The 12841-nt window shown below is 72.1% G+C and carries 15 protein-coding genes; 11 read left to right on the plus strand and 4 right to left on the minus strand.

All coding sequences use genetic code 11. The features are described from left to right. Positions 1-98 precede the first annotated feature (98 nt). Positions 99-284 carry a hypothetical protein gene (locus tag ACLB9X_RS20825; RefSeq protein WP_410361870.1) on the plus strand — a complete coding sequence of 62 codons (186 nt, stop codon included), beginning with the start codon at positions 99-101 and terminating at the stop codon, positions 282-284. Positions 285-389: 105 nt separating this feature from the next. Here the strand turns inward: ACLB9X_RS20825 and ACLB9X_RS20830 are convergent, their stop codons facing one another. Next, a complete protein-coding gene (locus tag ACLB9X_RS20830; RefSeq protein ID WP_410361871.1) occupies positions 390-947 on the minus strand; it encodes a hypothetical protein in 558 nt (185 codons plus the stop codon). A gap of 105 nt (positions 948-1052) precedes the next feature. Here ACLB9X_RS20830 and tsaB point away from each other — a divergent pair, with 105 nt between their 5' ends. From tsaB to ACLB9X_RS20865, 7 genes are all read left to right on the plus strand, one after another. Next, a complete protein-coding gene (gene tsaB, locus ACLB9X_RS20835; RefSeq protein ID WP_410361872.1) occupies positions 1053-1706 on the plus strand; it encodes a tRNA (adenosine(37)-N6)-threonylcarbamoyltransferase complex dimerization subunit type 1 TsaB in 654 nt (217 codons plus the stop codon). A 101-nt stretch (positions 1707-1807) separates the two neighbouring features. Then, the gene (gene rimI, locus ACLB9X_RS20840; protein ID WP_410361968.1) at positions 1808-2251 is read left to right on the plus strand and encodes a ribosomal protein S18-alanine N-acetyltransferase; all 444 of its coding nucleotides are present in this window, start codon (positions 1808-1810) and stop codon (positions 2249-2251) included. Positions 2252-2277: 26 nt separating this feature from the next. Next, on the plus strand, positions 2278-3393 hold the full coding sequence (gene tsaD, locus ACLB9X_RS20845; protein WP_410361873.1) for a tRNA (adenosine(37)-N6)-threonylcarbamoyltransferase complex transferase subunit TsaD: 1116 nt from the start codon (positions 2278-2280) through the stop codon (positions 3391-3393). Further along, complete coding sequence (locus tag ACLB9X_RS20850; RefSeq protein WP_410361874.1) at positions 3390-3656, plus strand: hypothetical protein; 267 nt, start codon at positions 3390-3392, stop codon at positions 3654-3656. Before tsaD ends, ACLB9X_RS20850 begins: the two co-directional genes overlap by 4 nt. Positions 3657-3763: 107 nt before the next feature. After that, positions 3764-4120 carry a YciI family protein gene (locus ACLB9X_RS20855; RefSeq protein WP_410361875.1) on the plus strand — a complete coding sequence of 119 codons (357 nt, stop codon included), beginning with the start codon at positions 3764-3766 and terminating at the stop codon, positions 4118-4120. Positions 4121-4196: 76 nt separating this feature from the next. Continuing rightward, positions 4197-5456, plus strand: a complete 1260-nt coding sequence (locus ACLB9X_RS20860) for an RNA polymerase sigma factor (protein ID WP_410361876.1) — start codon at positions 4197-4199, stop codon at positions 5454-5456. Positions 5457-5466: 10 nt separating this feature from the next. Further along, positions 5467-6105, plus strand: a complete 639-nt coding sequence (locus tag ACLB9X_RS20865; protein ID WP_410361877.1) for a hypothetical protein — start codon at positions 5467-5469, stop codon at positions 6103-6105. A gap of 160 nt (positions 6106-6265) precedes the next feature. Here the strand turns inward: ACLB9X_RS20865 and ACLB9X_RS20870 are convergent, their stop codons facing one another. Then, entirely contained in the window at positions 6266-7444 is a 1179-nt protein-coding gene (locus ACLB9X_RS20870) for a THUMP-like domain-containing protein (protein ID WP_410361878.1), read from the minus strand. A 90-nt stretch (positions 7445-7534) separates the two neighbouring features. Between ACLB9X_RS20870 and ACLB9X_RS20875 the strand changes: the two genes are divergently transcribed. The 3 genes from ACLB9X_RS20875 (at position 7535) to groL (ending at position 10851) form a co-directional block, all read left to right on the plus strand. After that, positions 7535-8479 (plus strand): polysaccharide deacetylase family protein, encoded by a 945-nt coding sequence (locus ACLB9X_RS20875; protein WP_410361879.1) that lies wholly within the window; start codon positions 7535-7537, stop codon positions 8477-8479. A 317-nt stretch (positions 8480-8796) separates the two neighbouring features. Further along, entirely contained in the window at positions 8797-9105 is a 309-nt protein-coding gene (groES, locus tag ACLB9X_RS20880; RefSeq protein ID WP_177148652.1) for a co-chaperone GroES, read from the plus strand. A gap of 117 nt (positions 9106-9222) precedes the next feature. Continuing rightward, positions 9223-10851, plus strand: a complete 1629-nt coding sequence (gene groL / locus ACLB9X_RS20885) for a chaperonin GroEL (protein ID WP_410361880.1) — start codon at positions 9223-9225, stop codon at positions 10849-10851. A 159-nt stretch (positions 10852-11010) separates the two neighbouring features. On the opposite strand, the gene ACLB9X_RS20890 is transcribed toward groL, so the two are convergent. Together ACLB9X_RS20890 and ACLB9X_RS20895 are read right to left on the minus strand one after the other, a co-directional pair. Next, on the minus strand, positions 11011-11703 hold the full coding sequence (locus ACLB9X_RS20890; RefSeq protein WP_410361881.1) for an ester cyclase: 693 nt from the start codon (positions 11701-11703) through the stop codon (positions 11011-11013). 83 nt (positions 11704-11786) lie between these two features. Continuing rightward, complete coding sequence (locus ACLB9X_RS20895) at positions 11787-12815, minus strand: hydroxyacid dehydrogenase (RefSeq protein ID WP_410361882.1); 1029 nt, start codon at positions 12813-12815, stop codon at positions 11787-11789. Positions 12816-12841 lie beyond the last annotated feature (26 nt).

Genomic DNA, 12841 nt, shown 5'->3' on the forward strand with positions numbered 1-12841 from the left:
AAATCTTGCGCCCGGCGTCCCGGCGTGATGACATGGTTCGGAGACCTGGTTAGGTGTACCTAACCACACCCGCCCCCGGAGCCCACCAGGAGGCGTCCATGTCGGCATCCGAGCGCGAACCGCAGAACCGGCAGCAGTCGCCCGCGGCCGCCGTGCCGCACGCACCGGCCCTGTCGATGCGGGACCTGCTGGCGTCCTGCGCGGCGGCCAGCGCGGTCTCGACCCCGCCGCGCGAGGCGCCGCGGGCAGCGGAGGCGGACGAGACGCGGCGCGACGCCGCGTAGCGGGACGGCCGCGCCCGGATGCGGCGCGGCCCGGGCCCGAATGCGTATTCGTACAGCGGGTTCCGTACGGGTGGTGCTGCGGGGCACCGGTTCCGTGCCGGTGTCCTACGGGACCACGACCACCTTCGAGCCGATGGTCGCGAACACCCACATCGCGTCCCCGTCCGCCCGCGCCATCCGCACGCCGCCGGTCATCTTGTTCGGGTCGGGGCTCGCCATCGAGCCGTTCACGGCCGCGCTGAAGCCGATCGACACCTTCCCGACCTTCGCGAACCGCACCACGTGCTCGACCGGCACCCCGTCCGAGCCGGGGATGCTGCCCGAGCGCGAGGTGACGGCGTACGTGCCGGGAGCGGGGCTCACCGTCGACGGCATGACCTCGAACGTGCGCGGCTTGCCCTCCGCGCCGACCAGCCACACCCGCCGCTCGCCCAGCGCGTAGACCACCCGCACGCCCGTACCGGAATTCGGGGGCACCGCGAGCGGGTCCTTCGCCTTCTCCTCCGGGCCGCCGGAGGCCCGCGCCGACGGGACGGCGCTCGGCGCCTTGGGCGCGCCCAGGCTGTCGGGAACGTTCGCCGACGCCTGATAGGCGAGGAAGCCGACGGCGGCCAGCGCGGCCGCCGTGAGCCCGGCCACGAGTCCCGAGCTGCTCCGTGCCACCGTGCCCACCTTTCGCGTCTCTTCCCGGTCGTGGTGACGGTAGCAGCAGGCCCGGTGTTCGACGGGGCGGCCATGCCTCCGCCGCCGGAGCCGTAGGCTGTTTGCGTGCTCTTGCTCGCCATGGATACCGCCACGCCCGCCGTCACCGCCGCTCTCCACGACGGGTCCGCCGTCGTCGCCGAGTCCAGCCGGGTGGACGCCCGAAGGCACGGGGAGCTGCTGCTGCCCGCCGTCGACCGGGTGCTCGCCGAGGCCGGCGTGAAGCTCGACGCCGTCACCGGGATCGTGGTCGGCGTCGGACCGGGGCCGTACACGGGTCTGCGCGTCGGGCTCGTGACGGCCACGACCTTCGCGTCCGCGCTCGGCGTCCCCGTCCACGGGGTGTGCACGCTGGACGGTCTCGCGTACGCTGCCGGTCTCGACGAGCCGTTCGTGGTGGCGACGGACGCGCGCCGCAAGGAGGTCTACTGGGCCCGGTACGCGGACGCCCGCACCCGCGTGACCGACGCCGCCGTCGACCGGCCCGCCGACATCGCTGAGCAGGTCGCGGGCCTGCCCTCGGTCGGTGCGGGCGCCCTGCTGTACCCGGAGACGTTCCCCGACGTCCGCGGCCCGGAGCACGTCAGCGCCGGCGCCCTCGCCGCGCTCGCGGCCGGGAAGCTGGCGGCCGGCGAGGACTTCCTCGACCCGCTGCCGCTGTACCTGCGCCGCCCCGACGCCCAGGTCCCGAAGAACTACAAGGTGGTCACTCCGAAGTGAGCGCCGCCCACCCTCCCCCAGAGCTTCGCCTGGGAGGTGCCCCCACGGACCGCCGCCCCGCGTCGACGACGCTGCGCGGCGGCACTCCCGAACTGCGTGAGATGCGCTGGTGGGACATCCGGCCGGTGCTCGAACTCGAACACGGGCTGTTCCCCGACGACGCCTGGTCGGCCGGGATGTTCTGGTCCGAGCTCGCGCACTCCCGGGGTCCGCAGGCCACCCGCCGCTACGTCGTCGCCGAGTGCGACGGCCGGATCGTCGGCTACGCGGGGCTCGCCGCGGCGGGCGGCCTCGGCGACGTCCAGACCATCGCCGTCGAGCGCGGCCAGTGGGGCACCGGCCTCGGCGCCCGGCTGCTGACCGACCTGCTCCAGCACGCCACCGCCTTCGAGTGCGACGAGGTGCTCCTCGAAGTGCGCGTGGACAACACCCGGGCCCAGAAGCTCTACGAGCGCTTCGGCTTCGAGCCCATCGGATTCCGCCGCGGCTACTACCAGCCCGGCAACATCGACGCCCTCGTCATGCGCCTGACCGTACAAGCCTGACCGCAGAAGGACTGAGACCCACACCCATGGCTGACGAACCGCTCGTACTCGGCATCGAGACCTCCTGCGACGAGACCGGAGTCGGCATCGTCCGCGGGACGACCCTGCTCGCCGACGCGGTCGCCTCCAGCGTGGACACGCACGCCCGCTTCGGCGGCGTCGTCCCGGAGATCGCCTCGCGCGCGCACCTGGAGGCGATGGTGCCGACCATCGAGCGCGCCCTGAAGGAGGCCGGAGTCGGCGCCCGCGACCTCGACGGCATCGCCGTCACGGCCGGGCCCGGGCTCGCGGGCGCGCTGCTGGTCGGGGTCTCGGCGGCGAAGGCGTACGCGTACGCTCTGAACAAGCCGCTGTACGGGGTCAACCACCTTGCCTCGCACATCTGCGTCGACCAGCTGGAGCACGGCCCGCTGCCCGAGCCGACCATGGCGCTGCTCGTCTCCGGCGGCCACTCCTCGCTGCTGCTCGCCCCGGACATCACCGCCGACGTGCGCCCTATGGGCGCGACGATCGACGACGCGGCGGGCGAGGCGTTCGACAAGATCGCGCGCGTCCTCGACCTCGGCTTCCCCGGCGGCCCGGTGATCGACCGGCTGGCCAAGGAGGGCGACCCGGAGGCCATCGCGTTCCCGCGCGGCCTGAGCGGCGCGAAGGACCCGGCGTACGACTTCTCCTTCTCGGGCCTGAAGACCGCCGTCGCCCGCTGGATCGAGGCGAAGCGTGCCGCGGGCGAGGAGGTGCCGGTGCGGGACGTGGCGGCGTCCTTCCAGGAGGCCGTCGTCGACGTGCTGACCCGCAAGGCCGTGCGCGCCTGCCGGGACCAGGGCGTGGACCACCTGATGATCGGCGGCGGCGTCGCCGCCAACTCGCGGCTGCGGGCGCTCGCCGAGGAGCGCTGCGAGCGCGCGGGTATCCGGCTGCGCGTCCCGCGGCCGAAGCTGTGCACCGACAACGGCGCGATGGTCGCCGCGCTGGGTGCGGAGATGGTCGCGCGGAACAGGCCGGCCTCCGACTGGGAGCTGTCCGCGGACTCGTCCCTGCCCGTGACGGACCCGCACGTGCCCGGGGAGCCCCACGCGCACGACTCCGTCCACGCGCACGACCATGTCCACGAGCTGAGCCAGGACAACCTCTACTCATGAGCGGAACGACCGTCGTCGCCCTGATGTGGGAGGCCCGCGCCGTGGACGGCCGGGGCGCGGAGCTGCTGGAGTGGGCCCGCGCCCAGGAGCTCGCGCGGGATCCGCTGCGCCGCGAGACCTTCCGGGCTGCGCAGGACCGGGTGCTGGTCATCACCTGGTGGGAGGCGGCGCACGCTGGTGCGGAGCTGCCCGAACTCCCCGAGCCCGATCCCGGCTTGATCACTCGGCCGGTGCACCGCTGGCGCTTCGAGTCACTCGGCTGAGATCTCGCGGAAGAATTCTCCGGGTGGATGTCGATCCGGCCGTCCGCCGTTCGACGCAGTGGTGAGAGGCGGGGAACGGCCCCGCACGCACGACCCGAGGAGTCACCATGCCCCGCTTCCTGTCGATGATCCGCATCAACGAGAACGAGGTCCCCACGGAGGGCTTTCCGGAGGACTTCGACGAGCGCATGGGCAAGCTGCTGGAGGAGATCACCAAGGCCGGGGTCATGCTGGACACCGCCGGTCTGCTGCCGACCTCCGAGGGCACCCGCGTGACCTGGTCCGGCGGGAAGGTGTCGTACACCGACGGCCCGTTCACCGAGACCAAGGAAGTCATCGGCGGCTACGCCCTCATGCAGTGCAAGGACAAGGCCGAGGCCCTCGAATGGGCGAAGCGCTTCCTGGAGATCCACCCGGAGGAGTGGACCGTCACCTGCGAGGTCCGCCAGATCATGGAGGGCTGACCCGGCCGTACTTGCCCAGATCTTGGAGGGCTGCCAGGCCGCGCTTGCGCCCGTTCCGCCGCGGCTGCTCTGATGGGTGGCCGTGACGGCAGGAAGCGCAGCGCACACGGTCGAGGCGGTCTTCAGGATCGAGTCGGCGCGCATCATCGCCGGTGTGACCCGCATCGTGCGGGACGTCGGCATCGCCGAGGAGATCGCGCAGGACGCCCTGGTCGCCGCGCTGGAGCAGTGGCCGGAGTCGGGCGTCCCGGACAGGCCGGGCGCCTGGCTCATGGCCACCGCCAAGCACCGCGCCATCGACCTCGTACGCCGCAAGGAGACGTACGCCCGCAAGCTGGCCGAGGTCGGACGGGCGCTTCAGGACGCGCCGCCGCCGCCCGAACCGGCCGAGGCGGACGACATCGACGACGACCTGCTGCGGCTGATCTTCACGGCCTGCCATCCGGTGCTGTCCACCGAGGCCAGGGTCGCGCTCACGCTCCGGCTGCTCGGCGGGCTGACGACCGGGGAGATCGCCCGCGCGTTCCTCGTGTCCGAGCCGACGGTCGCGCAGAGGATCGTGCGCGCCAAGCGGACGCTCGCCAAGGCGGGCGCGGCCTTCGAGGTGCCGTACGGAGCCGAGCGCGCCGCGCGCCTGGGCTCCGTGCTCGACGTCATCTACCTGATTTTCAACGAGGGGTACGCGGCGACCGCCGGGGACGACCTGCTGCGCCCGGCGCTCTGCGAGGACGCGCTGCGGCTGGCCCGGGTCCTCGCCGGTCTGATGCCGGCCGAACCGGAAGTGCACGGCCTGGCGGCGCTGCTGGAGTTCCAGGCGTCCCGCATCCCGACCCGTACGGGCCCCTCGGGCGAGCCCGTCCTGCTCGCCGACCAGAACCGCGCCAAGTGGAACCGGCTGCTGATCCGGCGCGGATTCGAGGCACTGGGGCGCGCGGGCGGCGGTCCGTACGGCCCGTACGCACTCCAGGCAGCCGTCGCCGCCTGCCACGCGCGGGCCGTCCGTTACGAGGACACCGACTGGGCGACGATCGCCGCGCTGTACGGGCAGTTGGTGCGTCTCACGCCGTCCCCGGTCGTGGAACTGAACCGGGCGGTCGCGGTGTCGATGACCGAGGGCCCCGCGGCCGGGCTCGCGCTGGTAGACGCGGTGGCCGGTGAACCGGCCCTGAAGGACTACCACTTGCTCCCGAGCGTCCGCGGCGACCTGCTGATCCGGCTGGGCCGGGCCCGGGAGGCGAGGGCGGAGTTCGAGCGGGCCGCGTCCCTCGCCCGCAACACACGGGAACGAGAACTGCTGCTGGACCGCGCCGCCGAGGCCGAAGGGCGACCCCGGTAACCTCCTGGCCATGCCTGGACGCACCCTGCCGCCTCCGCCGCCGCCTCTCGGCACACGGGCGTGGCCCGACCGCGCGTCGCTGCTCGCCAACCGGGCACAGGCGGTGGCGGCGCTCCCCCGGACGAGCATGGGCGGGGCGGTGCTGGTCCAACTGTGGCTGCTGGCGGCCGGATTCGCGGTCGGCTGGGTGCTCGTCGCCTCCGCACTGCGGGCGTTCGACGAGGCGATCGATCCGCTGAGTCAGATGTTCGGCGGTGTGCTCCTCCTGCTGAGTGCCGCGTTCATGGTGCCGACCGGCCTGCTGATCGCCTTCGGCCTCGCCCGTGACGCGAAGGTGCGCGGCCTGCTGCGTGCCTGGAGCGCCCTGGACCGGCACCCGGCCGACGACGCGCGCTTCGCCTCGCCGGGCCTGAGCCTGACGTGGTTCCTGCCGTCGTTCCTGATGTGCGCGGGCGGCCTGTGGACCTGCTTCACGGGTCCGGCCGGCGCCGAACAGGGCCAGGACACAGTGCCGGGGGTGGTGCTGCTGATGGGCCTCGGGATGATCCTGTGGTTGACGGGCCTGATCGGAGCGTCGAAGGCGGTGGCCCACTACCGCTGGGCGCTGCGGCTGCTCCCGCGCGGCGTGGCGCCGGACGCCGCCGTCTGAGCGGGCGCCCCCGTCGGGGGCTCCCCCCGAACCCCGCGCAGTGGGGGCTGCGTTTCAGCCCGTCCGGCGTTTGAGGACACCGCGCGGAGCGCGGTACGGGGTCCGGGGAGAAGCCCCGGTTCGGAAGCGCCGCGCCGCGCCTGGCGAGGGCGCGGGCTCGTTACGCCGGGTGGCCCACCAGCATCGCCGGTGCCCCGGCGACCCGCGTCAGGAAGACCGTCGCCGAGGCCGGGCCCTGGGGCTTCATCTTCCGGCGCAGTTCCTCCGGTTCGACCGCCGAACCGCGCTTCTTCACCGTCAGGACGCCGACCTCCCGCTCCCGGAGCAGCGCCTTCAGCTTCTTCAGGGTGAACGGCAGCGCGTCGGTGATCTCGTACGCCGTGGCGTACGGCGTCGGGTGCAGCTCGTCCGACGTGATGTAGGCGATCGTCTCGTCGATCAGGCCGCCGGAGACGTCCTCGGCGACCTCGGCGACGAGATGGGCGCGGATCGCCGCGCCGTCGGGCTCGTAGAGGTAGCGGCCGACCGCGCGGACGGCAGGGTCCGGCAGGCCGCGCCCGGTCAGGGTGTGCGGACCGGGGAGCAGGGTCGCGCGGACCGCGGCCGGGGCCGTACCGAACCAGAGCACCGCCTCCTTCACGTCTCCGCCGTCCGAGATCCACTCGGCCTCGGCGTCCTCGGGGACCGCCTCGTGCGGGATGCCCGGCGCGATCTTGAGCGCGGCGTGGGGGCGCGTGCGGGCCGCGGCGATCGCCCAGGACAGAGGCGGCGAGTACGCCTCGGGGTCGAAAATCCTGCCCCTGCCGCCGCGTCGCGCCGGGTCCACGAACACGGCGTCGTACGCGGACGTGTCGATGTCCGTCACGTCCGCGCAGCGGACCTCGACGAGATCGGCGACCCCGAGCGCCTCGGCGTTGGCCCGCGCGGCCTCGGCCGTCAGCGGGTCGCGGTCCACGGCCAGGACGGAGATGCCCGCCCGCGCGAGCGCGAGCGCGTCGCCGCCGATCCCGCTGCACAGGTCGGCGACGCTGCGCACGCCGAGGGCGGCGAAGCGCTCGGCCCGGTGGGCGGCGACCGACCGGCGGGTGGACTGCTCGACGCCGTTCGGGGTGAAGAACATCCGTCCGGCGTCCTCGGCACCGAACTTCGCCGCCGCGCGCTGCCGCAGCCGCGCCTGCCCGAGCGCCGCCGAGACGAGCCCGGCCGGATGCTCGCGCCGCAGCCGGGTGGCCACCGCCAGTTCGTCGGCGGGGTCGTAGGAGGCGAGCGACGCCAGCAGCGCGGCCCCCTCCTCGGTGCGCAGGGCCTGGAAGGCGGCGAGCGGATCGGAGGCGTTCACCGGGCCATTGTGGGCCAGCCGGGGGATGGTCCGCGCACGCAGGCGGTGTCGGCCGGGCGGGCGGGCACCGCGCTGACAGGATGCGACGCCATGCAGCTGGTAAGACAAAAGGGAAAAGTAAGAACGTACCGGGTCGCGTTGGGGCTGGCCGCGCTCGTCGTCGCCGCCACCGGCTCCGGCTGTGCGGGCGGGGACGGACGGGACGCCCGCCCCTCGCCTTCCGCGGGGGAGCAGGCCAAGGGTGGCCCGAAGGCGCCGGAGCGGGCGGTGGGACCGGCCGGCGCCCTGTCCGCGTACGCCAAAAAGGTGAAACAGGCCCAGGCCGCCCGGGCCGCGGCGGCGAAGAAGTGGGGCCTGGAGGAGACCCCGCTCCCCGCGCCCCCGCCGCCGGACGACAAGCCGGAGATCACCACCCGCGAGGGCTTCGAGGTCAAGGGCGGCGACGAGCTGCCGCCGGTCTTCACCACCGTCCCCACCAAGGAGAAGATCGTCTTCCTGACGATCGACGACGGCGCGGAGAAGGACCCCGAGCTGCTGCGGATGATGTCCGACCTGAAGATCCCGTACAGCGCCTTCCTCAGCGACTACGTGATCGACGACGACTACGACTACTTCGAGAAGATGCGGGACCGCGGCGTCGCGCTGCACAACCACACCCTCAACCACCCTTACCTGCCGGGCCTTTCGTACTCCGGCCAGAAGCGGGAGATCTGCGGCCAACAGGACAGGCTGGCGAAACGGTACGGCACGCGCCCGCGGCTGTTCCGCCCGCCGTACGGGAGCTACAACAGGGACACGCTGCGCGCCGCGAAGTCCTGTGGGATCGAGGCCGTGCCGCTGTGGGCGTCCGAGGCGTTCCCCGACCGCATGGAGTGGCGCGAGTGGGACCGGGATCTGCACCCCGGCGACATCATCCTCACCCACTTCCGGGGCCGCGGGGAATGGAAGGGCTCGATGGCGGACATGATCCGGCGGGTCATGCGGACCGTGACCGAAAAGGGCTACGCCGTGGCGAAGCTGGAGGACTACGTGTGAGCCGCGCGCACCGGCCCCTCGCCGGTGCGCCACCCGCCCGCCGAGGACCTTCCGGAACGCCCGAGACGTACGGCAGTGCCGACGACATCGCCCGCCGCGGGCGGCACAACCGCGACGGGTTCAGGCCGCCACGCGGCGCTGCATTGGCACTCCGCTTGACCGAGTGCTAATCGCAGTCATAGTCTCGCTCCTGGCACTCCCCACCGGAGAGTGCCAACACAGCGACGGGCAGGTCCGGCACCCGCGACGACGGATCCACCTGGTCGCCACCTCAGATCAGTTAACCCCGTGAGATCTCCGAAGGGGGAGGTCGGATCGTGACGACCACCAGCTCCAAGGTTGCCATCAAGCCGCTCGAGGACCGCATTGTGGTCCAGCCGCTCGACGCCGAGCAGACCACGGCTTCTGGCCTGGTTATCCCGGACACCGCCAAGGAGAAGCCCCAGGAGGGCGTCGTCCTGGCCGTGGGCCCGGGCCGCTTCGAGAACGGCGAGCGCCTTCCGCTCGACGTGAACGTCGGCGACGTGGTGCTGTACAGCAAGTACGGCGGCACCGAAGTGAAGTACAGCGGCGAGGAGTACCTCGTCCTCTCGGCCCGCGACGTGCTCGCGATCGTCGAGAAGTAATCCCTGCTTCACCCGGCAGATTTGCTTTGAGCTGCGCCCCTGGCCACCCCGCTGACGCCGGGCGGCGAGGGGCGCGGTTCTTTTGAACACGATTTCCGAGAGGGCTGAATCGCTCCCATGGCGAAGATCCTGAAGTTCGACGAGGACGCCCGTCGCGCCCTCGAGCGCGGCGTCAACAAGCTTGCCGACACGGTCAAGGTGACGATCGGCCCCCGCGGCCGCAACGTCGTCATCGACAAGAAGTTCGGCGCGCCGACCATCACCAACGACGGTGTCACCATCGCCCGCGAGGTCGAGGTCGAGGACCCGTACGAGAACCTGGGCGCCCAGCTCGTGAAGGAGGTGGCGACCAAGACCAACGACATCGCGGGTGACGGTACGACCACCGCCACCGTGCTGGCCCAGGCCCTGGTCCGCGAGGGTCTGCGCAACGTCGCCGCCGGCGCCTCCCCGGCCGCCCTGAAGAAGGGCATCGACGCCGCGGTCCAGGCCGTGTCCGAGGAGCTCCTCGCGACCGCCCGCCCGATCGAGGACAAGACCGACATCGCCGCCGTGGCCGCGCTCTCCGCGCAGGACCAGCAGGTCGGCGAGCTCATCGCCGAGGCGATGGACAAGGTCGGCAAGGACGGTGTCATCACCGTCGAGGAGTCCAACACCTTCGGCCTGGAGCTCGACTTCACCGAGGGCATGGCCTTCGACAAGGGCTACCTGTCCCCGTACATGGTGACCGACCAGGAGCGCATGGAGGCCGTCCTCGACGACCCGTACATCCTGATCCACCAGGGCAAGATCTCCTCCATCCAGGACCTGCTCCCGCTGCTGGAGAAGGTCATCCAGGCGGGTGGCTCCAAGCCGCTGCTGATCATCGCCGAGGACGTCGAGGGCGAGGCCCTGTCGACCCTGGTCGTGAACAAGATCCGCGGCACCTTCAACGCGGTGGCCGTCAAGGCCCCCGGCTTCGGCGACCGCCGCAAGGCGATGCTCGGCGACATGGCCACCCTCACCGGTGCCACCGTCATCGCCGAGGAGGTCGGCCTCAAGCTCGACCAGGCCGGTCTGGACGTGCTGGGCACCGCCCGCCGCGTCACCGTCACCAAGGACGACACCACCATCGTCGACGGTGGCGGCAACTCCGAGGACGTGCAGGGCCGCGTCAACCAGATCAAGGCCGAGATCGAGACCACGGACTCCGACTGGGACCGCGAGAAGCTCCAGGAGCGCCTCGCGAAGCTGGCCGGCGGCGTGTGCGTGATCAAGGTCGGCGCCGCCACCGAGGTGGAGCTGAAGGAGAAGAAGCACCGTCTGGAGGACGCCATCTCCGCGACCCGCGCCGCGGTCGAGGAGGGCATCGTCTCCGGTGGTGGCTCCGCGCTCGTCCACGCCGTGAAGGTGCTCGAGGGCAACCTGGGCAAGGAGGGCGACGAGGCCACCGGTGTCGCCGTCGTCCGCCGCGCCGCCGTCGAGCCGCTGCGCTGGATCGCCGAGAACGCCGGCCTCGAGGGCTACGTCATCACCTCGAAGGTCGCGGAGCTCGAGGCGGGCCAGGGCTTCAACGCCGCCACCGGCGAGTACGGCGACCTGGTCAAGGCCGGCGTCATCGACCCGGTCAAGGTCACGCGCTCCGCCCTGGAGAACGCCGCCTCCATCGCCTCGCTGCTGCTCACGACCGAGACCCTGGTCGTCGAGAAGCCGGCCGAGGAGGAGGCCGAGGCGGGCCACGGCCACGGTCACGGCCACAGCCACTGACGTACGGGCCGCACAGCCCTGCGGAACCCACGGCTCCACGGGGCCACGGCCCTGCGGGCTCCGCGGCGCCCGAGACGCCGAGAAGGCCCCCGTCCCCCGCTCTTCGCGGGGGACGGGGGCCTTCCCCCTTTCCGTCCCTCTCGGTCCTCTCCGGACCGGTCAGAGTGCGCCGAGCTGCCGCATCAGGCGCATGATGTCGAAGTGCCACCAGCCTTCCTTGATCTTCCCCTCCTGGAAGCGGAAGACCGTCGTACCGGTCATCGTGCATTGCTCGCCGGTGGCGGGGATGCCCTGGAATTCGGCCTTGTGCCTGCCGTTCCAGGTCCAGAGCATCACCACGTCGTCGCCTTCCGTCACCTGCCGGTCGAGCTCGAAGGTGAAGTCGAAGGCGTTGCGCCACATCGTGAGGTCGCGGCGGATGACGTCGCGGCCGGTCTCGGTCTCCTCCTCGTTGGCGACGTCGTGGTCGATGTAGTCGTCCGCGAACATCTCGTCGACGGCGGCGAGGTTCCCGCCCACGGCGACCTCGTGGAAGAAGCGCCGGGCCGTCGCCGCGTTCAGCTGCTCCTCACGGACCACGTCGAGGTCGGTGAACGTGGGCATGCCGTCGCACAGGGCGACCATTTCCTGGAAGATGCGGTCGGTCTCGGGGAGCTTGGAGTTCTGCATCGCCTCTTCGTACGAGGGGAACTCGACGATCTCGACGTAGTGCGAACCCTCCGCGCGGTCCTTGCCCATCATGAGGTGGGAGGTGGTCCGCTTGCCCTTGGTCTTCTCGACCCACTGGTCCATGAGCGCGTTCACGCCGTCGAACCGGTCGGTCTTGTAGTCGATGATCTGTACGAACTTCATCGCGCCTCCCGGGGGGTCGATGGATACCTCCATTTTAGTGACGCAGGTCACATGGGGGTGCCTCAGGCTCACATAGGGGTGCCTCAGGCCGAGTGGCCCAGCGCTCCCGGATGGACCGGGTCCGCGAAGGGCAGTCCCCTCGCGAACCGCTCCACCTCGTCCAGGGCCCGGTCGGTCATCCGGTACAGCTCGTCGCCGAGCGACCCGGCGATGTGCGGCGTCAGCAGCACGTTCGGCAGGTCGTACAACGGCGAGTCGGCGGGCTGCAGTTCGGGGTCCGTCACGTCGAGCACGGCGTCCAGGCGGCCGGAGACGAGCTCGGGCAGCAGGGCCTCCTCGTCGACGAGCGAGCCGCGCGAGGTGTTGATCAGCGTGGTGCCGTTCCGCATCCGGGCCAGCTGGCGGGCGCCGATCATGTGGCGGGTTGCCGGGACCTGCGGTGCGTGGACGGTGACCACGTCGGCGCGGGCGCAGAGCTCGTCCAGACCCGTGCGCTCGACCCCGAGCTCCGCCGCCCCGGCGTCGTCCACATACGGGTCGTACAGCAGGACCCGCAGGTCGAAGGGGTGCAGCAGCTCCATCACGCGCCGCCCGACGCGGGACGCGCCGACGACTCCGACCGTACGGCGGTAGTTGCCCGCGCCGTCGAGCTCGGCGCGCCAGTCGTGCTCGGCGCGCACCTGGGCGTACCGGTGGGCGGTCCGCAGCACCCGCTTGCCCGCGAAGAGGACGGCGGCGAGGGTGAACTCCGCGACGGGCAGGGCGTTGGCGGCCGCCGCCGAGGTCACGGCGATGCCGCGGTCCCAGCACGCCTGGGTGATGTGGTGCTTGACCGAGCCCGCGGCGTGGACGACGGCACGCAGCCGGGGCGCGGCGGCGAGCACCTCGGCGGTCAGCGCGGGTGCGCCCCAGCAGGTCAGCAGCACCTCGGCCTCGGCGAGTGCGGCGGCGACGCTCGGCGCGGGGGCGGCCAGGTCGTGGGCGACGAGACGCGGGTCGGTGCGGGTGAGCGCGGTCAGCCGTTCGCGGTGGCGGTCGGCGAGCAGCCGGTCGGCGATGCCCGGGCCCATGGCCAGCAGCAGCGCGGGGCGATTGTCAGTGGCGTGGTGCATGGTGGAACTCGGGCTCCTCACAGGTC

The organism is Streptomyces sp. 5K101, from assembly GCF_046506645.1.
Lineage (GTDB): Bacteria > Actinomycetota > Actinomycetes > Streptomycetales > Streptomycetaceae > Streptomyces.